We start from the raw sequence: 25727 nt of genomic DNA, 5'->3' as shown, positions 1-25727 counted from the left end.
TAAGTACTCTAATATTATCTCTGAAAAAGGAGCTACTTGATGAGCGACGAAACAAAAGTAGTAGAAACTTCTGAAGCGCAAATTGCCGTCCATTGGAAAGAAGAAGAGTTGTATCATCCGTCGGAAGAGTTTATTGCCCAGGCAAACCTTACGGATAAATCTATCTTTGAAAGATTTTCACTTGATAATTTTCCTGACTACTACACAGAGTTTGCAGATCTGTTGACCTGGTACAAGAAATGGGATGAAGTACTTGACACCAGTGATGCACCGAGTTTCAAGTGGTTTAAAGGCGGTAAGCTGAATGCCAGTTATAATTGTATCGACCGTCATCTTGATAAGAACAAGAATAAAACCGCCATTCATTTTGTTGCTGAGCCGGAAGGTGAGAGAGTTTCTCATATCACCTATCAAGAACTCTACGTCCGTGTTAACGAATTTGCTGCACTGTTGCGTGATACCGCAAAATTAAAGCGTGGCGACAGGGTTACCATCCATATGCCAATGTCAGCAGAACTGCCGATTACCATGCTGGCCTGTGCCCGCATTGGAGTCATTCATTCGGTTGTTTTTGGTGGATTTTCGGCAAGTGCCTGTGCAGACAGGGTTGTAGATTCTAATAGCCGCGTCCTGATCACCATGGATTCGTACTACAGGGCAGGAAATCTGCTGGATCATAAGGCAGTAGACGATGAAGCGTGTCAACTGGCCAAAGACGCCGGTCAGGAAGTTGATACCTTACTAGTATGGCAGCGCTATCCCGGTAAGATGTCAAGCCCTTCAGCACTGGTAGAAGGCCGCGACGTCGTGGTAAACGATGAACTCAAGAAGTATTATGGTGCCCGGGTAGAGCCGGAAGAGATGCTGGCTGAAGAGGGACTGTTCATGATGTACACAAGTGGTACAACAGGCAAACCCAAGGGTTGTCTGCACGGTACCGGTGGTTATCTGTCGTATGTAACCGCAATGTCCAAGTATATTCAGGATATTCATCCTGAGGATGTATACTGGTGTATGGCGGATATTGGCTGGATTACCGGTCACTCCTTTATCGTTTACGGACCGCTTGCGTTGTGTGCTTCCTCTGTAATCTATGAAGGTGTACCTACCTATCCGGATGCTGGACGTTCATGGAGGATTGCCCAGGAACTCGATGTAAATATCTTCCATACGGCACCGACTGCAATTCGTGCCTTGCGTAAAGTCGGGCCGGATGAGCCAGCTAAGTACAACTACAAGTTCAAGCATATGACCACAGTTGGTGAGCCGATTGAGCCTGAGGTCTGGAAGTGGTATTACAACGTCGTTGGTCAAGGACAGGCGGCCATTGTCGATACCTACTGGCAGACAGAGACGGGTGGTTTCCTCTGTAGTACCGTGCCGGGTATGCAACCCATGAAGCCGGGTAGTGCCGGGCCGGGTGTGCCTGGAATCCATCCGGTGGTGTTTGATGAGGAAGGTGCGGTTCTTGAACCGGGTTGTGGTAAGGCAGGAAACATTTGTATCGCGAACCCGTGGCCGGGCATGATGATGACGGTATGGGGCGACAGGGAGCGCTTTGTTGAAAGCTATTTCGGTATGTACAATAAGAATCGTGAGTCGAAAGACTGGCGTGACTGGCCGTACATGACAGGTGATGCTGCTGTTCTCGCTGAGGATGGCTATGTACGTGTCCTCGGTCGTATCGATGACGTCATCAATGTTTCAGGGCATCGTCTCGGAACAAAGGAGATTGAGTCGGCGGCACTTACGGTACCTGAGGTGGCGGAAGCCGCAGTTGTACCGGTTAACCATGAAATTAAAGGTAAGGAGCCGGAGCTCTATGTATCCCTTAAACCGGGTTACGAATCATCACCGGAGCTGCAGCAGAAGGTTGCTGATGCCATTACCTTCCAGATCGGTAAGATCGCCAAATGTAAAAATGTCTGGATCGTTCCGGATATGCCGAAGACCCGCTCAGGTAAATTGATGAGAAGGGTGCTCGGTGCAATCTCCAATAATGGTGATGTGGGTAACGTGATGACGCTCGCGAATCCGGAGATTGTAGAAGAAATTCAGAAGATGGTACAAGGATAATTAGGCCGTCCACCCTAATTAACTAACCACTGAAAACAGGAAAGCGGATGCCCACGTGGGTATCCGCTTTTCTGTTTTTATGTAAAACCGGGGGGGCATTGAGCGCTCCCGCCGATGAAGAAGTGTTGTACTGATTTTTCCGGGGTCAGACCTTAGGTCTGACCCCATTTCTTGTATGGAAAACGAGGGTTATATTGTTTTGGCAGCCCGCAGGGAATCCGCCAGCAGTTCAACAACGAATTTTACATTTTCTTTTGAATCATGCTGGGCCAGATTGTCTGAGATATGCATGACACAGGTCGGGCAACCGGTGGCAACCATGTCGACATTGGCATCTTGTATATCCTTGATTTTGTGATCATTTATTTTGATCGAGGTCTCATAATGGGTGATACAGTAACTTCCGGCGGAGCCGCAGCAGGTGTCTGCGTTTTTCATCTCGGTAAATTCCACACCGGGAATCATCTTAAGCAGCTCTCTAGGTTGGTCCTTGATACCCTGTCCACGAACCATGTGACATGGGTCGTGATAGGTTACCTTGTACGGCAGACGACCAAGCTGTTCCGGCTTGATCTCAAGATTCTGTTCAATAAATTCATTAATATCGTATACCTTGCCGGTGAATTCCTGCAATTCCGGGCTGTCATCGATAAAGACCTTGATCTCTTTTTTCAGTGACATGCCGCATGATGAGCAGGCCACTACGATGGCGTCCAGATCGTACTGACGGAACAGGTCGAAGTTATGCTGCATCAATCGTCTGGCACCTTCATAGTCACCGTTGGACAGAACAGGGGTGCCGTTACATTTCTGCTTTTTTGGTATAACAACCTCATGCCCGTAAGCGGTGAGTACATCCACCACAGATTTGGCAACGTTGGTGTAGATAAGATTACCCGCACAACCGGTGAAATAGCCGATACGCATTTTACGTGGACCATTTTTGGCTGGGTTCACTTCCGGGAGTATAGACTGGGCGCTGCGCAGGGCAAGCTGCGGAAAGTTACGCCGTTTGGCAAAACCGAAAAGCGGGAAGAGATAACGAACCGGGTTTTTGGGGCCGATACCGAACAGTACTCTTTGAGCCAGGGCCACGATTGAGCAGCCAAGGGTGATAGGCCACTTGCGCCAAAGCAGCTGGCGGAAGATAAGTGCCTTAAAGAAGTGAAGACCCTTCTGGGTTGTAATGTACCAGCGTAAACGGAGTACCACGTGTTCCGGGCTTACGCCGGCCGGGCAGTTAGTAGAACAGGTTTTACAGTTAAGGCATTCGTTTATGGCGCTCTCTACTTTCTTGGTGATCTGTAAATCACCGGAAACCAGTTTTTCAGCGAGCTTGTTCTTGCCGCGGGCTACGTACAGTTCGTTTCCGAATTCCTTGAAAACAGGGCAGACACTGCGGCATTTACCACACTGCATACATTTCTGGAACTCTTTTGCCGCTTCAAGCAGATGCTGTTCTGCGAGTTCTTTCTGTGATATATGTGCATTCATAGGTAATCTTCAACTCCTTCTCAGGCTGACTCAGCAGGCATGTCGAACATCTTGCCCGGATTGAGAAGGTTTTTAGGATCGAACATCCGTTTGAGGTCCTGTAGCAGTTTAATTCCAGAAGCACCGATCTGGTTTTCAAGGTACGGCTTTTTCTCAAGGCCGATTCCATGCTCACCGGAAATGGTGCCATCCAGGTCGATAGCCAGTTGGAACAGTTCATCTACAGCCTTGTGACAGCGTGCCATCTCTTCCTTGTCTGCCTGGTCGATAAGGAAGGTCGGGTGCAGGTTGCCGTCTCCGGCGTGACCGAAGATACCAACCTGTATATCATGCTTCTTGGCGATAGCAATGATACCGCGGACCATCTCAGGGAGAACGGAACGTTTTACAGTTGCATCTTCAAGGATCAGGTTTGGCTTGACGGAAGCGAGTGCGTTGAGGGCGACACGACGTCCTGCAAACAGGGCATCACGTTCATCGGTTGTGGTCGCCAGTTGGAATTCACGCAAGTCATTTTTGGCAACCTGCTCCTGGACGATCTTCATTTCCGCCTTGGAGGAGTTTTCTTCCCCGTCGGTTTCGATCAGTAGTACGGCTTCTGCATCACGCGGAAGACCACAATCCTTGAAGTCCTGAACAGCGTTGATGGTGGCATTATCCATGAATTCCATGGTAGAAGGGGTTACACCGGCAGCAATAATATCGGAAACGGCCTGGGCAGCGCCATCGAGGCTGTTGAAAATGGCCAGTGCGGACTCACGATGCTGAGGGATCGGCAGCAGGGCAAGGGTTACCTCAGTCATGACGCCAAGCAGTCCTTCGCTCCCCACAAACATTAACTCTGAGTTGAATCCGGCAACGTGTTTAACGCATTTAGAGCCGAGAGTGACGATATCGCCTTGCGGCATGACAACTTTCAACATCTTGACATAATCTTTTGTTACACCATACTTGAGACCACGCAGTCCACCTGCATTCTCAGCAACATTTCCACCGATGGTGGAAAATGCGACGGAGCCTGGATCCGGCGGATAGAAGAGATTGGCTTCTGAAACAATGGGGTCGATATCGGCAGTGGTAAGGCCAGCTTCAACAGTGATGAGTCTGTTGGCCGGATCGAATTCGATCACGTTATTCATGCGATCCATGCAGAGTACGATCCCCTGTTTCAGCGGAATGGATCCGCCGGAAAGGCCACTTCCCTGTCCCCTCGGGGTAACCGGAATTTCTTCACGGTAGGCCAGTTTCATCAACTGGCTAACCTGTTCGGTAGTGGTTGGAAAAACGACAGCTTCCGGTTCGATTTCCACCGGTGCGGCGTCGTAGCTGTAGGCGATCATGTCCTCGCGATCTGTAAGGACGTTCTCCTGGCCGAAGATTGAGACCAACTCGTCGATAATGCTCTTTTTCATTGCTGTTTTCACTCCATTGGCTGAAATAGTCGGTGATGGAAGCCATCAACTCACGTGGTATTTCACTTATAGCCTGCCAAGCTCTAGTTATTTGTGGGAGAACTGTCGCGATGCGACCGTGCAGACATTTTAGAAACTTGATTTCTTTTTACTACTGCAAAAACATGATGCAACCCTTAAAAGGTCGTACCAATATTAGGAGATACCAATTGTGTTGTCAATGAAAAATGTGTTGGGAAATTTTCCTGGTTGAATAGCAACACCCTTTTTATCTGTGATTATAATAGTATTGAACGTGTAGATTAAGATGGCGGGTGAATGGTTTCTTAATTGGTACTACCAATGTTACTGGTAGGGCATGCTGACAAAAACATCAAAGCAAAGGGGCGATGGGGGGGGATAGAAGGGGAATAGAGGGGGAATGGGCGCACCCATTATGATAAATAGGAGTTTAGAGCTGTCACTTCCTGGCGTGCATCTGGGCAATAATCTGCTCGGCACCTTTCTTCTTCTTTTTAAAGATCCTGGCTAACTCTTCTGCGGTGGAGGGGAGTTCCCCCTCTCCTTCATAAATATCCATCAGCTCATTGTAATAACGGTAGAAGAAAAAGAAGAGGTCCTGATAACAGTCTTCGGTAAAGGAGTTGATGATAATTTTGGTCAATTTACCTTCTTTATCCGCCACGACCTTGGTGAGCTGGAACGGTTCGATGGTATCCTGGAAAATTTTTGTAACATGCTCTACATCACGGGTTTTCTGAAGTTGTTCGAACTCATCCTGGAAACGTGAGATGGTCGAACAGACAAATCGGGTAATCTTGTTCTGGTCAATAACCTTATCCGCTTTCTGCAGGGCGCTCTCAAACAGTCCCTTACTCGTGGTGGCACTCAGTTTGACTTTCTTTTCGGCCTCGGCAACCTTTTCCTTGATGATAGCTTCAAGCTCGGCTTCCTTGTTTTGCAGGATTTCTTCACGGATCCGAACCTGTTCCAGTTTATCTTCAATTTCTTCAAAAGAATCGGGAAAGGCCTGTCGGAAGACGGTCTTGTCAAAAAAATCCTCAAGTTCCTGACCAAGAGAAGAAATGTCCTGAATTTCTTCGACCAGGGAGACGCCAAGTTGGTCCGTGAGAACGCCGTCCAGGTAATCGGTGGTATCGGATATATTTTCCCGGTCCTGTTGAACTGTCTGGATGGCGTGTGTCGCTGCCGCCTGAACTGCTGAAGCAATTTTACCAACAGCCTGTTTGACAAAGGGATTATCTGTAGAAAGATATTTGTTAATAGTTTTAGTTTGAACTAATATCTTCTTATCATTCATAAAAAGGTCCGCTGTAATGTTATCACCAAGTCAGTTTTGGGGGCAGAGGTAACCTTCTAAAATAACCGATTACGGTTAAAGAGACTACAGTATATTTCGATTATTCGTGTAAGTGCCCTTAAAGAATAGATTTACAGGAAACAGGAAGCAAATGTGAGATGGTACAGGAGGGTGTTTTAAGGCTTTTTTTGGGGGGGAAGTGTATTCGCTTATTAATTGTAATGACGAGAAATTGCACTACTAACCTTGAACCTATATAGATCTTGCGATACTCTTTTTGACAGAGGGGGGAGAAATGAGGCCTAGGCAGGTGTGGCTTTTTTCGTATTATCAACTTTTGCCGAATGAATGAAATGTTACGATTCTTTGAAAAGCGACTCAGTGCTAAAATGTTGGTTGTCTTGGTTGGTATCATGTTGATTTCCTTTGCGGTGCTTGGATATTCCATACTTGATAAACAGGGTGGACTCCTTGAGGAAATGGGACAAAACGTTCATGCGCAGTTGAAAGAATCCGGCCAAAGCATCCAGGGACAGTTCAACTCCCTTGAAGGGAGCGTCAGTGAACAAATGACGGGGCTGGGTAAGGCCACCGGTGAAAGTTTGACAAAAGTGACCACCCAGTCTCTGTCGGCTGAAGGAGAGAAGGTACGCGGTGGCATGGAAAAGTTGCTGGTGTCCAGTGCTGAAGTGATCACAGCGGTTTTGGCGGAAGTGGCCCAGGAAGGTATTATGGCCAAGAACTACGACCAGCTTGTTGACTACAGCCGACTTGTTTCCCAGACCAAAGATATTGTTTTCCTATTCTTCCTCGACCAGGATAAGAAGATTCTTCCCAGTTATGTCAATATTATAGACGATCAGGTTCTTGGATATCTGGAAAAAAGCGGTGCAGAAGACCTGGAGGTAGAGGAGCAGGCTGCAGCTGTACTGCAATCTGGTAAAAACGACCCTCGGGTTATGATCTATGAGAGTGTCGTTGAATACTATAACCTGCCAATCGGTACCATTGTAGTCGGTGTTTCAAAAAATGCTGTGGCTCGTGAAATCGAGGCGTTGGATGCCCGCTTTGAAAGTCTAAAGCAGAATAATGAAGAATCGGTACGCAAAATTATCGGTGCGGAGTCTGAGAAGGTCCTTGGCCTGATGAAAAAGGACCTGACCACGGTGGTGGAGCAGAATCAGGGAGCCATGGATGAAACTGCTAAGATTCTGGCGGAATCGGCTTTAAAGGTGAAATCAGGGACCAGTTTGGTAGTTCTGATAGTAGGTGTCATCTGTTGCGTGGGTGTGATTATTGCTGTCGCGCTCATGCTCAGGATCATGGTGATTCGACCCATTCTGAATATTACGAACGAATTGCGAGATACCGCCGAGGGTGAAGGCGATCTGACCAGACGGCTTAATCTCAAAAGAATTGATGAAATCGGTATGTTGGCGAAGTGGTTCGATACTTTTGTCGCCAAACTTAATGATATTATTGTGGACATCGGATCCAATTCGGAAACAGTGACCTCTTCATCTTTTGAGGTCCTGTCTGCGTCAGAGCAGATGCAGGATGAATCAGAGGATCTTAAAGCAAAAGCAACGGCGGTCAATAAGGCCAGTGAGGATATGAATATGAGCATGTCCTCAGTGGCGGCAGCCAGTGAACAGGCCTCTACGAATATTGGATTTGTGGCCCAGGCGGCAGCGAGCATGAGAGAGGCGCTCGATGATGTTGTTGCCGAGTGCGACCGGGCACAGGGGGTCTCACACTCGGCCACGGATCAGGTGCGAATGGCCACTGAAAAAGTAAGTCAACTAGGTGAGGCAGCGCGGGAGATATCCAATGTCAGTGAAGTCATTACGGAGATTGCAGATCAGACAAACCTGCTCGCTTTAAATGCCACGATTGAGGCTGCACGGGCAGGAGATGCGGGCAAAGGCTTTGCGGTTGTTGCCGGTGAGATCAAGGAATTGGCTCACCAGACCCAACAGGCTACACAGCAGATAAAGGGCAGGATTGAAGGTATTCAGCAATCAACCGATGATACGGTTAATGAGGTTGGGCTTATTGCCAAGGTGATTGAAGATGTCGACTCAATTATGTCATCGATTGCCTCCTCCATGACCGAACAGTCCAATCAAGCCACTGAAGTGGCTCAGAATATCGAGCAGGCTTCCCACGGTATTTCTGAGGTAAATGAGAATGTTGCCCAGAGCTCGAATGTTTCATCCCACATCGCGGAAGAGATCCAGGTGGTGGCCGGGGTTGCCAACGATATGTCGGAACATAGTGCCTCCATGCGTCAAAGCGCGGAAAGCCTTTCTGATCTGTCATCCCAGTTGAAATCGATGATATCTGTTTTTAAGGTGTCGGTTAAAAATAGCCGGGGCGGCCAGACGGTTGTAGATGACCGGAATATACGTGAACTTTTTCCCTGGAACTCGCGCCTTGAGACTGGTTTAGATCAAATCGATGAACAGCATAAAGAACTGGTACGGTTGATAAATGAGTTGCACCGGGCGATGAAGCAGAAAAAGGGGGCGGCGGAATCGGGCAGGATACTTGACGAGTTAGCCAGGTACACCGAATATCATTTCGGTTTTGAAGAGGAACTCTTTGATCGCTACAAATATCCGGAAACCGGCGCGCACAAGAAAATTCATGTGGATCTGGTTCATAAAGTAAATGCGTTCCGTGATGATTTCAAGAGCGGTCGCGCAGGTCTGTCCATGGATCTGATGGGTTTTCTGGCAGATTGGCTCAAGAATCATATTATGAAGAAGGATAAAGAATATGTCTCCTTTTTCAAGGATAAACAGTTGTAGCGGAAAACGGCTGTAAGCGTTTTGAGGGGCCGTCAGGGATGCTGTTACCCGGCGGCCTTTAGTTTTTTAGAATCTGGATATAGCGGTGATAAGCCTCCTTGTGGTAATTGACGGATAGTTTGTTCATGAACCCGTGATGGTAGTCAGTTTGGTGGCATTGTAGGTTTGGGGTTCGCAGAAGCTTCTTCATTATTGTGTTCACCTCAAATGCAGGTTCATTTTCTGGGAAATACAGGTCGATTTTGAGCCGAGGTTGAACCTTTAAAAAATTTCGGATCTGGGAGCTGTAGAAACAGGTTGCCCTTGTGTTTTCATGAAAATTCAACATCTCGGACACGAGCCAGATAGCTGAGGCACCAATGCTGAAACCGAGGAGATGGAATTCCGTATGTTCTGTATTCTGAAGATAGCCAAGGAGTATGTCCCGGTACTTGGCCAACCCGATGTTGACCTGGAAATAGGCGTATGCCTCCTGTTCATTTCGAAAATCGAGACGGGCACCTCCGTAAGGATCAAGCAGATCGGTGCATTCATACGTACTGGTTAGACATTCAACCAGATTTTCAAGATGGCGTGTTCTGCCAAAAATGTCGGATACGGCAAGTAATCGCATGGTGATAGTTGGTCTGAGTCGTTTTGTTTATCGGGAATAATATCTCTTGAGGGGAAAAAAATATATTCATTAAAATGGTTACATAAGATATTCATGTCAGCTATGAAACTATTATTTATAACTTCAATATAAAGGGGGTTGTATGAAGCAGCTAACAACACCGCGAATGGATCAGTGTATCGGCTGCCATTCCTGTTCCATGGCCTGTGCCCGGCTTGTCCAGCGGAGGTTGTCGTGGAATACGGCAGGTATCCGCATAAAATCTTCGGGAGGATTGTCCACTGGCTTTGTGGCCGTTCGCTGTCTGGCCTGTGATCCGGCGCCCTGTGCAGCGGCCTGCCCGACCGGTGCGATGCGACAGCGTCAGGGAGGCGGGGTGGTGATGCGCAGGAAGATGTGTATCCGTTGTGGTGAGTGTGTCGGTGCATGTCCGGTACATGCCATCGTGCAGGGGGAAAGCGGAGGGGCTTATGTCTGCATACATTGCGGGAGGTGTGTTCCATTCTGCCCTCAGGATTGTCTTGAGATGAGGGAAAGCAAGGATATTAAGGAGGTGCTGTTATGATCCGCAATCAGTTTCGGGTGCTTGTTTTCGACCTGTCCTCTGCGACCGGTGAAATCGTAATGCACCAAGGGCGCAATGAACTGGCCGGGGGCAGTGGTCTCGCCGCCGACCTTTATCTGCGCTATGGTGCCCCTGAAAAACCTTGGGATGATGAGTCCCAGCCGCTGATTTTTGCCATCGGTCCTCTTACCGGTTATTTCCCCTTGATGAGTAAGACCGTCTGCAGTTTTAAATCGTCTTATCACGGAGAGTACACCGAAAGCCACGGTGGAGGGCGAATGGCTCTGGCCATGAAGTTCAGTGATTTGGATGCAGTCGTTATTACCGGCAAGGCCGGGAGGCTTTCCTGTCTCAATATTGGCTATCGGCATCTTGAGCTAAAAGACGTTTCCTTTATGCGAGGGATGAATGTCGATAACAGCGGCAAGATACTGCGGCGCATTTTTAAGGGAGGATCAGGGCATCGCTCTATTCTGCGTATCGGTCCTTCGGGCGAGATCGGTTCGTCCATGGCCTGCATCAATGTCGATACATACAGGCATTTTGGCAGGATGGGCGGTGGGGCTACTATGGGGGTGAAAAATCTCAAGGGAATCGTGGTCTGCGGTGAGGCGGATTTCGATTTGCCCACAGGGCGTGCATATGACCGTGTCTATAAGGAGGTGTATGCGAAGGTCACGGCCACCGATATGATGAAGAAATATCACAATCTCGGCACCGCCGTGAACCTGCAGGGACTCAATGATATAGAATCCCTGCCGTGGAATAACCTGCAGAGTACATCAGATCCACGTATCAGTGCTATTACCGGAAGCTCTTTTGCCGATGAGACTCTACTCCGGAACGGCGCGTGCGGAGGCTGCCCGGTGGGCTGTATACACATTGGGTATATCCGGGAAAAAATGGAACAGGACAACCGCTATCATTACCATCAGGTGGCCTATGACTATGAACCGATATTTGCCGCAGGCACAATGCTGGGGGTGACCGATACTTTCGGGGTGCTGCGAATTCTTGACGAGATCGAAAAAGTGGGGCTTGATGCCATGTCTGCCGGTGTTGCCTTAGCTTGGGCCACTGAGGCTTTTGAAAGAGGGCTTGTCAGCGAAGAACAGACAATTGTACCCCTGGCGTTCGGCAATGTGCTTCAGTTCCAGCAGGCTGTCGAGTATCTGGGGCGTGGCGCAAATGACTTTTACAGGGTGCTTGGTAAGGGGACCCTCAAGGCTGCAGAGGTTTGGGGGGGGAGTGATTTTGCCTGTGTACTTGGTCAGGAGATGGCGGGGTATGCAACCGGCGAACTCTATTTTGCCGCCCAGACCCTTGGTTTCAGACATTCGCATCTTGATACCGGGGCGTACAGCTACGACCAGAAACATGCAGAAAAGGATGTTGACTCCGCTGTTGATTTCCTGATCAATGATGAGCCGGGAAGGGTTTTCCTTACCTCTATGGTTTCCTGCCTGTTTGCCCGTTCAGTCTACAATGACGAGCAACTGGCAGAATGTCTGGCAAGTGTGGGGTATGATGAGCTGGCTGGGAGTATCGGGCAGGTGGCAGAGAATATCCGTAAACTGCGTTGGCAGGTTCGGGCGCGAACCGGTTTTACGCCGGATAATTTCTCTATCCCCAGGAGATTTTATTCCGTAAAGACCTGGAAGGGGCCGGTCGATTCCAGCTATCTTAATAGCCTGAAACAGCAATACGGTGAGAGGATTGAGGCCTTGATCAAGGCGTAGGGAAGTGTGCAGGCACAAAAAAAAACGGAGACCGTAAAAGTCTCCGTTTTTCTGATGGGGTGGTGCTATATACTAATTCTATAACATGCTGGCGATGGCATCGCGCTCGCCGACAAGTTCTTCTTCTGTTTTCTTCATCATCTCACGGCTGAAATCGGAGACTTCAAGGCCTGTAATTTCTTTCCAGTCGCCGCCTTCACAGACGATAGGACGGGAGTAGACGATGTCTTCGTCAATGCCGTATGAGTTGCCTTTAGAGTAAACACCCATGGAGACCCATTGGCCATCCGTGCCAAGTGCCCAGTCTCGCATATGGTCGACTGCTGCCGAGGCTGCAGAAGCCGCACTTGAAGCGCCGCGTGCCTTGATGATCGCCGCACCACGTTGCTGGACGGTGGGGATGAAGTATTCCACGTACCAGTCGTTATCAACCTTATCCTTTACGGCTTCACCCTTAACGGTGGCATAACTGATATCAGGGTACTGGGTTGCCGAGTGGTTGCCCCATACGACCATATTTTCGATATCGGTGGTGGCACAGTCAACTTTCTCCGCAATCTGCGAAAGTGAACGGTTGTGGTCCAGGCGCATCATGGCGGTGATGTTGCGCGGATCCAGATCCGGTGCATTCTTAAGGGTAATGAGAGCGTTGGTGTTAGCCGGGTTGCCCACAACCAGGACTTTTACGTCTTTTGAAGCGTTGTCATTTAAGGCCTTGCCCTGTACAGAGAAGATCTGGGCGTTGGCCTCGAGCAGATCAGCACGTTCCATGCCGGGACCACGGGGGCGGGCTCCAACGAGAACGGCATAGTCGGTGTCCTTGAAGGCGACATTGGGATCGTCTGTAGCGACGATTCCTGCTACCAGTGGGAAGGCGCAGTCATTCAATTCCATAACGACACCCTCAAGGGCGCCCATGGCAGGTGGAATCTCCAGCAGCTGCATGATAACAGGCTGGTCCTTGCCCAGCATATCGCCTGCTGCAATACGGAAAATAATGGAATAACTAATCTGTCCTGCTGCACCGGTAATCGCAACACGTACGGGTGTTTTCATCTGCTCGCTCCTCCGTGAAATGAGGGACACTGTTTGGTTGGGACACCTGGTTCGGCCAGGGTGTCGGTAAAATGGAACTACAGTGTCCTTACGTTGTTGGTACTCAGTTGTAATCCTGTTGTCAGGTCCTTTGGATGACAGCAGGAATAATGTTGTTACCCTGTGGTTATGAAACTGAGTTTACAGGTTCGACAAGAGACCATACCATGTTGTGCACAGAGAATCCAGTCCGAAGCGGGCTTCGGACTGTTAAAAAATATGAATAGCTAATGGCAGCTGTATTGATTATAGAAGTCAATATGTTGCTAATATTTTGACTTTATATATAATTATCAGGTTTGTTTTGATCCATACCCACCGCCGCCAGGAGTCTTGATAATAAAAAGATCACCTGGGTTCATGGTAATCTCATCGTTTCCGGCCACCTCGACTGTTGTGCCGTCATGTCGAGTAACGCTGTTTTTTCCACGTGACCCGTCTTCTCCTCCTGCTAATCCGTATGGTGCTACTTCGCGGTGGGATGAGAGGATTGTGGCCGTCATCTGTTCAAGAAAGCGGATGGTACGCACCGAGCCATCACCACCCTTGAATTTGCCATCTCCACCGGACCCTTTGCGGATAGAGAACTCTTCGATACGCACGGGGAAGCGCCACTCTACAACCTCCGGATCTGTCATCCTGGTATTGGTCATATGGCTGTGAACAGCACTGGTGCCGTTATGGTTGGGTCCCGCCCCGGTGCCGCCGCAAATGGTTTCGTAATTCTGGTGCGTCTCGTTGCCGTAGACAAAATTGTTCATGGTTCCCTGTGAAGAGGCGAGGATATCAAGTGCGCCATACAGGGCGTCGGTGATTGCCTGGGAAACCTCAGTGTTCCCGGAAATAACGGCTGCGGGATAGGTCGGGCTGATCATGGAGTTTTCCGGGATCCTGATATCAAGAGGTTTGAGGCAGCCTTCATTTAAGGGGATATTATCATCAACCAGGGTTCTGAATACATACAAAACAGCCGCCTTGCAGACGGAGGCCGGAGCATTGTAGTTCCCCTTATTCTGGGGGGACGTACCGGTGAAGTCGATGACCGCCTTTCGCTCTTTGCGATCAACGGAAATTGCTACCCTGATTTCGGCCCCGCCGTCCATCGGATACACAAACGAACCGTCCTGTAAGGCACCGAGTACTCGCCTGACAGACTCCTCGGCATTGTCCTGCACATGCTGCATGTAGGCGTGTACAACCTTAAGGCCGAAGTGGTTGATCATTTTACGCAATTCACGAACGCCTGTTTCGTTTGCAGCTACCTGGGCAGAGAGGTCCGCCATGTTCTGGTTGATGTTGCGGCAGGGATATCTGCCAGAACCCAGCAGCTCCCGTGTTTCCTGTTCTCGCAACAGGTTGTTTTCTACAAGCAGGAAGTTGTCAATAAGTACTCCTTCTTCCTCAATATGCGTGCTGTCCGGCGGTGAGGAGCCTGGAGTCCGGCCACCTATGTCTGCATGGTGTCCACGGGAGCCGACGTAAAACAGAATATTTCCTTTATCTTCAGCAAATACCGGAGTTATCACTGTCACATCCGGCAGGTGGGTGCCGCCGTTGTAGGGGGCGTTCAGCATATACACATTGCCGGGCTTCATGGTGGTGCTGTTTTCCCTGATGATAGTTTTGACCGATTCTCCCATGGATCCGAGATGGACAGGGACGTGGGGTGCATTGGCCACCAGGTTTCCCCTGGCATCGAAGATGGCGCAGGAGAAATCCAGCCGCTCCTTGATATTTACGGAATAGGAAGTGTTGGCAAGGGTCGCTCCCATCTGCTCGGCGATAGACATAAACAGGTTATTGAACACTTCCAGCATCACCGGATCCACGCTGGTGCCGATCGCTTCCACCTTATCCCGCTCCTTGTATCGGGATAACAACAGGTGCTGGCGTGAATTGATTTCGGCCCGCCAGCCTTCCTCAACAATCACCGTTCCTGTTTTTTCCACGATGATAGCAGGGCCGGTCACACTGTGGCCTGGGGCCATTTCGTCACGGAGATAGAGGGGGGCATCCCGTTCTTTTCCACCGCTGTAGATGGTGGTGGACTCAATCTGCAGTATTGGCTTGACTGTTTTTACGCTTTGTTCGGGATCAATAAGCGGTTCACTGATGCCGACTGCTTCGACAGAAACAGCTTCTATCACCAGGTTCCTGTCTTCAGCGATAAACCCGAATCTTTTTTTGTGGGCCGCTTCAAAAGCGTGGCGCATGGCGCTGACGGTCCCCGTTTCCACCAGCAGGGGGCTGTCGGTTCCTTCGTAACGAAGATGCGCTTTGGTCAGTATGCAGATATTTTTTTTCTCTACCCCCTGGGAGGCAACCTCTTCTCTGGTTTCAGTAATAAGTTGTTTGCTGTTTGTCAGGAGCAGTTCCGGAGCATTATCATCAAAAGGCTGCTCAATCTGTTTTTCACGCATGGCTCTGATATCGGCCAACCCCATACCATAGGCAGACAATACTCCCGCATACGGGTGCAGGAATACCTTCTGCATGCCAAGGGCATCTGCTACCAGGCAGGCATGTTGGCCACCGGCCCCGCCAAAACAGTTGAGTGTATATTCGGTTACGTCATAACCACGCTGTACGGAGATTTTCTTGATGGCATTGGCCATATTCTCAACAGCGATACGCAAAAATCCTTCTGCTACCTGTTCCGGTTGTTGTACCTCTCCGCCTGTTGATTGGGCGATTCTGTCGGCAAGTTCTGTAAACGCCGTGCAAACGACATCTTTATCAAGTGGCTGGTCGGCGTTAGGGCCGAAGACCTTCGGAAAATGATCCGGCTGGATTTTGCCGAGCATTACGTTACAGTCGGTAACGGTCAACGGACCACCCCGTCTGTAACTGGCAGGGCCTGGATTGGCACCGGCGGATTCAGGGCCGACCCGGTAGCGTGATCCGTCAAAATTGAGGATGGAACCTCCGCCTGCAGCGACAGTATGTATGTGCATCATGGGGGCGCGCATCCGGACACCGGCTACAAGTGTTTCAAAGCTGCGTTCGTATTCTCCGTCGTAATGCGCCACATCGGTGGAGGTACCGCCCATGTCGAAGCCGATAAGTTTTGTCAGACCGCTCATGGCAGCGGTCTTGGTCATGCCGACTACTCCCCCGGCCGGACCCGAAAGGATGGCATCCTTTCCCTGGAAATAGCCGGCATCGGTGAGTCCGCCGTTCGATTGCATAAACATCAGCCTGGGGCCTGTCCCTTGTTTGGCCTCGAGTTTTTCGGCGACCTGATTGACATAGCGGCGCAGGATTGGGGAGAGGTAGGCGTCAACTACAGTGGTGTCTCCCCTGGATACCAGTTTCATGAGCGGACTGACCTTGTGGCTGACAGAGATTTGTTCAAAACCAATTTCCGCTGCTATCTCCGCCACCTTTTCCTCGTTTTTGGTAAAGCGATAACCGTGCATGAAGACAATGGCAATTGAACGAATCCCGGAGTCGTATCCTTTTTTTAGGTTGCGATAAGCCTGTTCCTCGTTCAGTTCAATTATCTGTTCTCCGTGGGCACCGACTCGTTCTTCTATCTCGGCTACCTGCTCATAGAGGAGTTCCGGCAGGACGATATGACGTGCGAAAAGATCAGGACGTGATTGGTAACCTATCCGTAACGCATCTTTGAAACCTTTCGTTATGGCCAGCAAGGTGCGTTCGCCTTTTCTTTCAAGCAAAGCATTGGTCGCAACGGTGGTACCCATCTTCACATGTTCTATACAGTTCTCGGGAAGAGGGGCGTTCGGGGATAGCTTAAGCAGGTTACGGATCCCCTGAATGGCCGCATCTTTGTAATTCTCTGGGTTTTCCGAGAGGAGTTTGTGGCTGGTGAGGGTGCCGTCAGGACGTTTTGCTACGATATCGGTAAAGGTGCCTCCCCGGTCAATCCATATCTGCCATTTTTTCATTGCTATTCCCCTTGTGAATAGATTAGATCCGTAAATATTTGAAAATCTATTGAAAATAGTAAAAACAATTACAACATTGTCGTTTAAAAATATTTTTTATCGACAAAATGTCAATAATATGAAAGAATGGCAAGTACACATTGAAAAGTCAATGCAAATCTTGCATTATTGTAATTTCAAGATGTCAAAGAGGAAGATCGTAGAAGAGGGAGTAACTAAAAGGCAGACAGGATCAAAAATCTTGTCTGCCGCTACCTGGAGGAGAGAACAATGAAAATGTCGCAGAAAGTGATGTCGGCCCTGGTTGGTACAGTCCTGACCATAGGTGTGGCCAGTAATGCACAGGCTACAACCTGGGATATGCCTACCCCTTACCCGGATAAAACGTTCCACACCCAGAATATCAGTCAGTTTGCCGCTGATGTGGATGCAGCCACCAAAGGTGCACTGAAGATCAAAATCCATTCAGCAGGCTCCCTGTTCAAACATCCGGAGATCAAGAACGCGGTCCGTGGCGGGCAGGTGCCTATCGGTGAGTTTTTCCTGTCACGTCTCTCCAATGAGCATGCTGTTTTTGGCGCCGATTCCCAGCCGTTTCTGGCAACCAACTACGATGATGCAGCAAAACTCTGGGCAGCGCAGAAAGAAGTTGTAGCCAAACTGCTCGACAAGCAGGGCTTGATGCCGTTGTTTTCAGTACCATGGCCACCCCAGGGGCTCTATACCAAGAAAGAGATCAATACTGTGGATGACCTGAAAGGCATTAAGTTCAGGGCCTATAATGCGACCCTGGAAACTTTTGCCAATAATGTCGGTGCTGCGCCGACCCAGGTTGAGGTGCCTGATATCCCTCAAGCATTTGCCACCGGTCGTGTAGAGGCGATGATCACCTCTCCTTCAACCGGTGCTAACTCAAAGGCATGGGATTTCGTGACTCATTACACCGATATCCAGGCCTGGCTCCCGAAGAATATTGTCGTGGTTTCCAAGAAGGCGTTTCGTAAGCTCGATAAACCCGTACAGGATGCCCTGCTGAAAGCGGCCGCCGATGCTGAGGCGCGTGGTTGGGATATGAGTAAAAAAGAGACCGCCGAAAAAACCAAGATCATGGCTGATAATGGGGTTATTATCGTTACCCCGGCTGCCGAGTTGATGACAGGTCTGCAGGCTGTCGGCGAGAAGATGCTGGGAGACTGGAAGAAGGCTGCCGGTGCTGAGGGTGAAGCGCTTCTTTCCAATTATAAATAGAGGTTGAGATTTCTGGAATGGTGAGAAAGATACTCGACAGGTTATATCTCGTGAGCGGCTGGGTCGGGGCAGGATTTATTGCCCTTATCTGTCTGCTGGTCGTGATGCAGGTGACACTGAACCTGGTAGATCGGCTCAGTACAGTCCTGACTGGCTCAGCCATCGGGCTCACCATTCCCTCTTACGCCGATTTCACAGGTTTTTTTCTGGCTTCGGCTTCTTTCTTGGCCCTGGCCTATACTCTGCGAGAGGGTGGTCATATCCGGGTGACACTGGTTATCGGCAACCTTCCTGAGGGAATACGGCGGTTGTTTGAAGTATGGTGCGTTGGGTTGGCTACGTTTATCGCAGGTTATTTCGTCTGGTATACGGCACGGCTGGTCCATGAGTCCTATGTCTATAACGACCTTTCGGCCGGCATGATCGCCGTACCCATCTGGATTCCGCAGTCGGGTATGCTTATCGGGTTGATTGTGTTGCTTATCTCCCTCCTGGATGAATTTGTTCGCGTTGTAGCAGGCAGGCCACCCAGTTACTTCGATAAGGGTGAGAAGTTGCTCAAGGTGGAAGGGGACGCGCAGGAGGAGAGTGATGTCTGAATTATCCATGACCATTGTTCTGCTGCTCATGCTGTTTGCCCTGCTGGGCAGCGGCGTCTGGGTCGCTTTCTCCCTGTTTGCGGTCGGGATGGCGGGGATGGCTCTTTTTACCGAGGCCCCGCTCGGCGACGTGCTGGCAACTACAGTCTGGGGAGCCAGTAACGGTTGGGCCCTTGCGGCCTTACCTCTTTTTATCTGGATGGGAGAGATCCTTTTTCGCTCTCGCCTCTCAGAAGATATGTTTACCGGTCTGTCGCCCTGGCTTACTCATCTGCCGGGGCGTTTACTGCATGTCAATATCCTTGGTTGCGGTATCTTTGCGGCGGTTTCAGGCTCCTCGGCCGCAACGGCGGCCACTATCGGCAAGATGTCGATCCCTGAACTTGCCCGTCGCGGCTATCCGGAAAATATGATGATCGGCACCCTGGCGGGTTCCGCCACCCTGGGCCTGCTCATCCCGCCTTCAATAATCCTGATTGTCTATGGGGTTGCCACAGAACAATCCATTGCCCGGCTTTTTATTGCAGGAGTGTTGCCGGGCATGCTGCTGGTCACCATGTTTATCGGTTATGTGGTTATCTGGTCGCTGCTAAACCACAAGGCGATTCCGAAAGGGGAAGCGAGCCTGCCTCTCTCTGAGAAACTTCGGCGATCCCGTGGGTTGATTCCCGTTGTGTTACTTATCGGTGGTGTGATCGGTTCTATCTATTCTGGTATCGCCTCACCAACAGATGCGGCTGCTGTAGGGGTGGTCCTAGCCCTGGTGCTTTCCAGGTATACGGGAACCCTGAATCGTACGACGTTTATTGAAGGGTTGCTTGGTGCCACAAAAACTTCCTGCATGATCGCCTTCATCCTGGCAGGTGCCGCATTTCTCACCGTTGCCATGGGCTTTACCGGTATTCCGAAATTGCTCGCTGCCTGGATATCGACCATGCAGCTTTCACCTTATGCTTTGCTTGGGGCACTCACCCTGTTTTTTATCGTTTTGGGCTGTTTTCTGGACGGCATCTCTGTTGTTGTTCTGACGACTTCGGTCATTATGCCGATGGTGGAGCAGGCAGGGATCGATCCGCTCTGGTTCGGCATCTTTGTGGTTATTGTCGTGGAGATGTCGCAGATAACACCGCCGGTTGGTTTCAACCTCTTTGTCATTCAGGGGCTTACCGGTATGAACATCCTGCGGGTGGCCTGGGCGGCGATCCCTTTCTTTCTTCTTTTGCTGCTGGCGCTTGCTATTATCGTTGCGGTTCCACAAATTGTTACAATCCTGCCAACAATGATGGGAGCCTGAGTATCATTCGTTTATTCATATAACAAACTTGCAGCAGTCAGCTTCAAGGGCGGTGCCTCTCGTATTTATTGTTGAGCAACTGGTTGAATTGTAATACAATTTGTTCAACAACCCAGAGAGCAATGACCTGTGTCATCTACGTGGATCCGCCATGAAAAGATTACGACTGTTCCAAACTGCATCCCTTTCCCTCTACTTTTTATTTTGCTCCACCACCGCTATGGGCTGGATGGATGCCGGTGACACCGGTGTTGATGAAGTCCTTGCCATACGTGATAACCAGTTTGCCTTCTATAATGGTCCGTCAGGACAGAGCGAGTGGCTGTATAACAATGGTGCAAAATCTGTCATTCGGATCAAAGGATATGATGACCCATTGGCTCTTGGCTGGGATCTGACATCCTATGCTGGCAGGGTTGTTGAGGAAGCTGAGCTGCACCTTTGTCTCTACGGCGGTTCCATTGTGAACAGTCTGGTAGTCTCCACCATCAACAGTGAATGGGAGGAAGGTGGTCAGCAGAATTCAGCCGCTGCAACGGGGGATTCCTGCTGGCGTTGGAAAAGCTATCCCGATGTGGAGTGGTCGTATCCCGGGAGTGATTTTTCAACTGTAACGTTCGGCAATTTCGGGACATTGGTTGATTTCGGTTATAAGCAGAGCGACAGATTCAGAAAATATGAAAAGGATGGTGAAACCTGGGTAGCCATGAAACTTGATCCAGCCATTGTCTATGCCATGATACTGGATAATCCCGGTCTTGTGGTAACCGATCCGAGGTTTGGCTTCGATAACGGAAATCCGGCAATTTACTCGTCAGAGGCAGCAACTTCCCGGCGGCCGAGGCTTTTGATGAGGAGCTTAGCTGCAACGGACTCAACGCCGCCGGAAGATGTTGGTGGGGTTGCTGCGGAGCCAGGTGAATGGACTGGTGAAATGGTTGTCTCTTTTACTGCCCCGTCAAACCCGGATGGCAGCAGGGTCTTTGGATACAATGTCCGGTACGGGACGGATGGTGACTTTACGGCGGCCACGGAGGTGGAGAGGTGGAGGATTCCGCGTCCTGGGCAACCCGGGAGTGTGGACCGGCTGTTGCTGGAAAACCTGACTCCGCAAGGTACCTATTCGGTATGGGTACAGGCCTATGACGAGCTGGGTAATACCTCGACTCCAGTCGCTGCAACTGTGGAGCTTCCGGCGGAGGCAACGAGCCCGGTATTTTTGAGTTCCGGCTACATTACACCTGATGCGTCAGGTAAAGCAATTTCCGGCCATCCTGGTGTATTGAATTACTGGGCCTGCTCCGAACTCGCCAAGGTTAATCCCGTGACCGGCAATCGAATGGCTGATGGTTATACCGGCTCGGGAGACGATGATTACAAAAAAGCGAACCCGGTATGGGATTCGGCAGCAAATACTATTTACCTGCGGGCTGTTCGCAACCAGGTTATTGGTTTTCAGGTTATCATTCAAAAACTGGCCGCTGAGCTTACAGGAGTGTCGGTCACTCCATCTGATCTGATAGGTCCTGGTGACGAAATTATTCCGGCTTCCAGGAACATTGAGCTTTTTCGGCTGCATTATACTGATGGAGCCGTCTCCTATCCTGATCCTGCCATCCCGCTTTCTGCTCCCTTTGCCACCGAGTTTGATTTTGGCTCATTCCCGAACTTGACATACCGGGGTGTCTGGGCCGATGTGTATGTCCCGCGCGAGCTTTCTCCCGGTACGTACACTGGTACGCTTCAGCTTGATGCAGATCAGCTGGCTGCTTCTCTGACCATTGCCCTGCAAGTTGATGTGGCTTCAACGGTTCTGCCCGATACCCCGACTTTTTTTCTCGATCTGAACGGATATGGTAACAAATGGAACAGTGAGGGATCGCGCTATCAGGTTTTCCAGACAGCCCATAAACACCGGATGGTTCCCAATACTCTGCCTTACGGCTGGAGTGAATCATGGAGTGCGGACAGGGCGCCTGCTCTCACCGGTAACGGTACAACCAGGACAATAAGCAACTGGGCGGAATTTGCCGACAGGTACGGTCCGTTTTTTGACGGATCTGCATTTTCCCCGGAACATCCGGATTATCCGTATCACGGGCCGGGGGAAAACACGCCCATTGCTAACTTCTATACCACAGGTTTTGAGGGCTGGCCCATGAGCTTGTCTGATCCTGACCACGGATATGACGCTGCCGGTTCAGGATATTCTTATTGGAAAGGGTTGCTGGATGCCGGTGGCAGTTCCCGGCAGACGTTTATGCAGGAAGCGCCTGATGTGATGAAGGCATTTCCGACATCATTTGCCGTTGGTAGTAAGAACGTCTGGCGACAGTTTGCCGAATATGCTCAGGCCAACGGCTGGAAAACCGCTTTTCAGTTATATCTCAATAATAAGTGGGATTATAGCAACACCCATTCCCTCTGGACCCTGGAAGAACAGTATGTTGCCGACGATTTTCGTGCTGATGCCCTGTTTATGGGGTTGGCCCGCGCAGGCTGGGATGAGGCGGACGCGCCCGATACAACACTGCATCTGCGGATCGACACCAGTTCAAGGTGGCAACAGAATTGGGGGCAATTGAAAACTATTGCCAACGTGCGGGCCCAGGGTGATGGCCGGAGCTGGGATTACCGGCATGACCGGTACCGCCATTACCTGGAGCAGGAGCCTGAACAGAGGTGGTGGTATGGGACGGGACCAAAACGAACCGATGCCCTCAAGGATCATAGTGCGCAGATATTAATGCACTGGTCGCACGGTATGACCGGCGGTTTGCCTTACTGGGATTCCTTCCGGACGGATTGGGGCTCGGCAGATAGTTATGATGCGAACCTGTCTCTCTTTCTGTCAGGAGATAGCGTGCCCGGCCACGGCAGTTTCGACGGCAGGATCGCCACCATCAGGATGAAGGCTATGCGCTATGGCCAGCAACTCTGTGAGCTGCTCAACCTGCTGTCTCAACAGGATGGTTGGAACCAGACAAGAGTCCGTCGTGCGCTGAGCAATGGTTTTGGCAATAAGTCAGGAGATGGGTATGATGCGTTTGGCGGTGATGAGTACAGCTCACTGTCCATTGATGATTATTATCGACTTTCCGGCGACCTGGTGGCAACCATTGAAAAAGTGTCTTTAGCAGGGGATGTGGATGGTAACGGCAAGGTCGGTGTCGCCGATGCGGTGGCAATCCTTCAGCTACTCACGGAGAGCTATAGCGGATCTGTCGGCCCCAATGCCGATAGTGACGGCGACAGCAGGTTGACCTTGCAGGACGCGATACGCATTCTCGGTAAATTCTGAGATGTCCCTTTTGTATAAGAAGATGGGCGGCCAGGTATGATGGATATCTACAGTGAAGAAGCAGCCCTCGAGGCCTGATCATAAATCCCGGACATCAATCGCAGCAAGGCTGCAGCATTGCGCATCTCATCACTCTCCTGGTCCATGGCGCGATAGGTGGAGGTGAGGCATTTCTCCCTGATTTCACGGTATTCCTGGCAGGCGGTTCTACCTTTTTCCGTAGCGAAGTAAAAAATCTCTTTGCCTCGTTTTTCCCGACCTACAAGTTCTGCCTTGACCAGTTTTTTCAACGAGTAATTAACGGTGTGCTGGTCTTCGACATGTAGTACGAAGCAGATGTCGATTAATCGCTTTTCTCTCTGCCGGTGGTTGACGTTATGCAGTACGAGGATATCCAGTGGGCTGAAATCGACATGCCCGGCCGCCCCCATGCAGCGGATCATCCAACGCGAGAAGGCGTTGTACGCGATAATCATGCCATATTCGAATTCACTGAGTTGCCAACTGTCAGGTGATGCGAGATGTTCCGATGAAACGATGGGGGTTATATCATCCGATCGGTTATTCTCATTCATGGGGAGCCTCGTTTGTTGGGGTTACTTCTTTTTGTTCTCTTCCTTCATTAACTTGTAGTTGATACTGTCGACTAAGGCCTGCCAACTGGCTTCAATAATATTGACGGAGACGCCGACTGTCCCCCATCTGCACACTTTATCCTTGCTTTCCACAAGAACCCGGACCCTGGCTTCGGTGCCGTGCTCGCCGGAGAGAACCCTGACCTTGTAGTCGGCCAGTTCCATTTCTTCAAGGCAGGGGTAAAAGCGAACCAGGGCTTTACGCATGGCCTTGTCCAGGGCGTTGACAGGGCCGTCTCCCATGGAGGCGGTATGGACTTCGGAGCCGCCAACGTATAACCGTATTGTTGCTTCGGTGAGTGGCGGTTTGTCCATCCTGTACTTGTGGTTCATCACTCTGAATGTCTCGAACTTGAAATAATTGCGCTGCAGTCCCATTGCCCGGCGCATCAGGTTTTCAAAACTCGCCTCAGCACCTTCGTACATATAGCCAAGGTTTTCCTTTTCTTTCAATTCGCTGATGATGGTCGCCAGTACCGGATCGCCTGCATCAAGCTTGATGCCCCACTGTTTCGCCTTGTGCAATATGTTGGCGCGCCCCGACTGGTCGGAGATGAGAACCCGCCTGATGTTGCCCACCTTGTCCGGCTCGATATGCTCATAGGTGAGGGGGTTCCGTTTGACGGCGCTGACATGAATGCCTCCCTTATGGGCAAAGGCCGACTCACCGACATATGGTTGGTAGCGGTTGTGGGGGAGGTTCGCCAACTCGTTCACCAGTCTTGAGGTGGTGTAGAGTTTGTCAATATTTTCACGCACGGTACATGCCAGTCCCATCTTGAAGACCAGGGCAGGTATAATTGAGGTCAGATTGGCATTGCCGCAGCGTTCCCCGAAACCATTGATGGTTCCCTGGACGTGATCTGCCCCGGCAGATATGGCCAGCAGGGCGTTTGCGACGGCCGATTCCGAATCGTTGTGCGGGTGAATGCCAAGTTTCACATCGGCCCCGTTTTCCCTGAGGTATTTTAGAACATGCTCAATAATCGGGCCTATCTCAAAAGGCAAGGTGCCACCGTTTGTGTCGCAGAGGACAATAGTTTCTGCACCGCCTGCAGCGGCTCGAGCCAATGTTTCCAGGGCGTATTCCTGATTATTTTTATAGCCGTCAAAAAAATGTTCGGCATCGTAGATCAGGTGTTCAACGTGGGGCCTGAGATAAGCCAGGGTGTCCTCAATGATCAACAAGTTATCATCAAGTTCGATATGGAGTGCTTCCGTTACATGTATATCCCAGCTTTTGCCAAAAATGGTGATGGTCTGGGGAGTGGCGTCCAGGAGGGCCTGCAGGTTCGGGTCGTCTTCAGGCTGATTCTTGAAGTGCCTGGTGGAGCCGAAAGCGGCTAGTTTTGCATGTTTGAGCCTGATCCCTCGCATCTTGCGGAAATATTCTACGGAAATGGGGTTTGACCCGGGCCAACCGCCTTCAATAAAATCTATGCCAAATTCGTCCAGGGCTTTGGTGATTCGTATCTTGTCCTCGACGGAAAGATTAAAGTTTTCGGCCTGTGTGCCATCACGAAGTGTGGTGTCGTAGATTTCTATTGATCTCCCCATAACTGCTCTTATGTCCTTCACTGAATATTTAGAATTGGGATGGAGGGTTGATGT

General features: G+C 50.3%; 16 protein-coding genes. 8 read left to right on the top strand and 8 right to left on the bottom strand.

Translation table 11 applies throughout. The features are described 5' to 3' along the window. Positions 1–39 precede the first annotated feature (39 nt). Positions 40–2076 (top strand): acetate--CoA ligase, encoded by a 2037-nt coding sequence (gene acs, locus GA520_RS19920; protein WP_163337341.1) that lies wholly within the window; start codon positions 40–42, stop codon positions 2074–2076. A gap of 189 nt (positions 2077–2265) precedes the next feature. Here the strand turns inward: acs and GA520_RS19915 are convergent, their stop codons facing one another. The 3 genes from GA520_RS19915 to GA520_RS19905 form a co-directional block, all read right to left on the bottom strand. After that, entirely contained in the window at positions 2266–3570 is a 1305-nt protein-coding gene (locus tag GA520_RS19915) for a (Fe-S)-binding protein (RefSeq protein WP_163337340.1), read from the bottom strand. 20 nt (positions 3571–3590) lie between these two features. After that, the gene (locus GA520_RS19910) at positions 3591–4982 is read right to left on the bottom strand and encodes an FAD-binding oxidoreductase (RefSeq protein ID WP_163337339.1); all 1392 of its coding nucleotides are present in this window, start codon (positions 4980–4982) and stop codon (positions 3591–3593) included. Positions 4983–5442: 460 nt separating this feature from the next. Further along, positions 5443–6303, bottom strand: coding sequence for a hypothetical protein (locus GA520_RS19905; protein WP_163337338.1), 861 nt, complete (start codon positions 6301–6303; stop codon positions 5443–5445). Positions 6304–6656: 353 nt separating this feature from the next. Here GA520_RS19905 and GA520_RS19900 point away from each other — a divergent pair, with 353 nt between their 5' ends. Continuing rightward, the gene (locus GA520_RS19900; protein WP_163337337.1) at positions 6657–9116 is read left to right on the top strand and encodes a bacteriohemerythrin; all 2460 of its coding nucleotides are present in this window, start codon (positions 6657–6659) and stop codon (positions 9114–9116) included. Positions 9117–9174: 58 nt separating this feature from the next. Here GA520_RS19900 and GA520_RS19895 read toward each other — a convergent pair whose 3' ends face one another. Then, positions 9175–9729 (bottom strand): hypothetical protein, encoded by a 555-nt coding sequence (locus GA520_RS19895; RefSeq protein ID WP_163337336.1) that lies wholly within the window; start codon positions 9727–9729, stop codon positions 9175–9177. A 142-nt stretch (positions 9730–9871) separates the two neighbouring features. Here GA520_RS19895 and GA520_RS19890 point away from each other — a divergent pair, with 142 nt between their 5' ends. After that, on the top strand, positions 9872–10294 hold the full coding sequence (locus GA520_RS19890) for a 4Fe-4S binding protein (RefSeq protein ID WP_163337335.1): 423 nt from the start codon (positions 9872–9874) through the stop codon (positions 10292–10294). Further along, positions 10291–12033, top strand: coding sequence for an aldehyde ferredoxin oxidoreductase C-terminal domain-containing protein (locus GA520_RS19885; RefSeq protein WP_163337334.1), 1743 nt, complete (start codon positions 10291–10293; stop codon positions 12031–12033). Before GA520_RS19890 ends, GA520_RS19885 begins: the two co-directional genes overlap by 4 nt. Before the next feature lie 78 nt (positions 12034–12111). Here GA520_RS19885 and GA520_RS19880 read toward each other — a convergent pair whose 3' ends face one another. Then, a complete protein-coding gene (locus GA520_RS19880) occupies positions 12112–13089 on the bottom strand; it encodes a malate dehydrogenase (RefSeq protein WP_163337333.1) in 978 nt (325 codons plus the stop codon). Positions 13090–13421: 332 nt separating this feature from the next. Continuing rightward, the gene (locus GA520_RS19875; protein WP_163337332.1) at positions 13422–17039 is read right to left on the bottom strand and encodes a hydantoinase B/oxoprolinase family protein; all 3618 of its coding nucleotides are present in this window, start codon (positions 17037–17039) and stop codon (positions 13422–13424) included. Positions 17040–17315: 276 nt separating this feature from the next. Between GA520_RS19875 and GA520_RS19870 the strand changes: the two genes are divergently transcribed. The 4 genes from GA520_RS19870 to GA520_RS19855 all read left to right on the top strand — a co-directional run bounded on the left by GA520_RS19870 (position 17316) and on the right by GA520_RS19855 (position 23481). Next, positions 17316–18287: a TRAP transporter substrate-binding protein gene (locus GA520_RS19870; protein WP_370362807.1), complete on the top strand. Its 972-nt coding sequence runs from the start codon at positions 17316–17318 to the stop codon at positions 18285–18287. 17 nt (positions 18288–18304) lie between these two features. After that, positions 18305–18886, top strand: a complete 582-nt coding sequence (locus GA520_RS19865) for a TRAP transporter small permease (protein WP_163337330.1) — start codon at positions 18305–18307, stop codon at positions 18884–18886. After that, the gene (locus GA520_RS19860) at positions 18879–20180 is read left to right on the top strand and encodes a TRAP transporter large permease (RefSeq protein WP_163337329.1); all 1302 of its coding nucleotides are present in this window, start codon (positions 18879–18881) and stop codon (positions 20178–20180) included. The genes GA520_RS19865 and GA520_RS19860 overlap by 8 nt, the downstream gene beginning before the upstream one ends. A 151-nt stretch (positions 20181–20331) precedes the next feature. Beyond that, the gene (locus GA520_RS19855) at positions 20332–23481 is read left to right on the top strand and encodes a fibronectin type III domain-containing protein (RefSeq protein ID WP_163337328.1); all 3150 of its coding nucleotides are present in this window, start codon (positions 20332–20334) and stop codon (positions 23479–23481) included. Between the two features lie 47 nt (positions 23482–23528). On the opposite strand, the gene GA520_RS19850 is transcribed toward GA520_RS19855, so the two are convergent. Both GA520_RS19850 and cimA read right to left on the bottom strand, forming a co-directional pair. After that, entirely contained in the window at positions 23529–24056 is a 528-nt protein-coding gene (locus tag GA520_RS19850; RefSeq protein WP_163337327.1) for a winged helix DNA-binding protein, read from the bottom strand. Positions 24057–24077: 21 nt separating this feature from the next. Continuing rightward, on the bottom strand, positions 24078–25673 hold the full coding sequence (cimA, locus tag GA520_RS19845; protein WP_163337326.1) for a citramalate synthase: 1596 nt from the start codon (positions 25671–25673) through the stop codon (positions 24078–24080). Positions 25674–25727 lie beyond the last annotated feature (54 nt).

It is taken from the genome of Desulfopila sp. IMCC35008 (assembly GCF_010646885.2).
In the GTDB taxonomy this organism is placed as follows: Bacteria; Desulfobacterota; Desulfobulbia; order Desulfobulbales; family Desulfocapsaceae; genus Desulfopila.
This window is presented reverse-complemented; position numbering and strand designations above follow the sequence as displayed.

What these genes read in the sequence shown, in the direction of transcription:
- acs (WP_163337341.1), top strand. Translation starts at nt 40, where the DNA reads ATGAGCGACGAAACAAAAGTAGTAGAAACTTCTGAAGCGCAAATTGCC.
- GA520_RS19915 (WP_163337340.1), bottom strand. Translation starts at nt 3,570, where the DNA reads ATGAATGCACATATATCACAGAAAGAACTCGCAGAACAGCATCTGCTT.
- GA520_RS19910 (WP_163337339.1), bottom strand. Translation starts at nt 4,982, where the DNA reads ATGAAAAAGAGCATTATCGACGAGTTGGTCTCAATCTTCGGCCAGGAG.
- GA520_RS19905 (WP_163337338.1), bottom strand. Translation starts at nt 6,303, where the DNA reads ATGAATGATAAGAAGATATTAGTTCAAACTAAAACTATTAACAAATAT.
- GA520_RS19900 (WP_163337337.1), top strand. Translation starts at nt 6,657, where the DNA reads ATGTTACGATTCTTTGAAAAGCGACTCAGTGCTAAAATGTTGGTTGTC.
- GA520_RS19895 (WP_163337336.1), bottom strand. Translation starts at nt 9,729, where the DNA reads ATGCGATTACTTGCCGTATCCGACATTTTTGGCAGAACACGCCATCTT.
- GA520_RS19890 (WP_163337335.1), top strand. Translation starts at nt 9,872, where the DNA reads ATGAAGCAGCTAACAACACCGCGAATGGATCAGTGTATCGGCTGCCAT.
- GA520_RS19885 (WP_163337334.1), top strand. Translation starts at nt 10,291, where the DNA reads ATGATCCGCAATCAGTTTCGGGTGCTTGTTTTCGACCTGTCCTCTGCG.
- GA520_RS19880 (WP_163337333.1), bottom strand. Translation starts at nt 13,089, where the DNA reads ATGAAAACACCCGTACGTGTTGCGATTACCGGTGCAGCAGGACAGATT.
- GA520_RS19875 (WP_163337332.1), bottom strand. Translation starts at nt 17,039, where the DNA reads ATGAAAAAATGGCAGATATGGATTGACCGGGGAGGCACCTTTACCGAT.
- GA520_RS19870 (WP_370362807.1), top strand. Translation starts at nt 17,316, where the DNA reads ATGTCGCAGAAAGTGATGTCGGCCCTGGTTGGTACAGTCCTGACCATA.
- GA520_RS19865 (WP_163337330.1), top strand. Translation starts at nt 18,305, where the DNA reads ATGGTGAGAAAGATACTCGACAGGTTATATCTCGTGAGCGGCTGGGTC.
- GA520_RS19860 (WP_163337329.1), top strand. Translation starts at nt 18,879, where the DNA reads ATGTCTGAATTATCCATGACCATTGTTCTGCTGCTCATGCTGTTTGCC.
- GA520_RS19855 (WP_163337328.1), top strand. Translation starts at nt 20,332, where the DNA reads ATGAAAAGATTACGACTGTTCCAAACTGCATCCCTTTCCCTCTACTTT.
- GA520_RS19850 (WP_163337327.1), bottom strand. Translation starts at nt 24,056, where the DNA reads ATGAATGAGAATAACCGATCGGATGATATAACCCCCATCGTTTCATCG.
- cimA (WP_163337326.1), bottom strand. Translation starts at nt 25,673, where the DNA reads ATGGGGAGATCAATAGAAATCTACGACACCACACTTCGTGATGGCACA.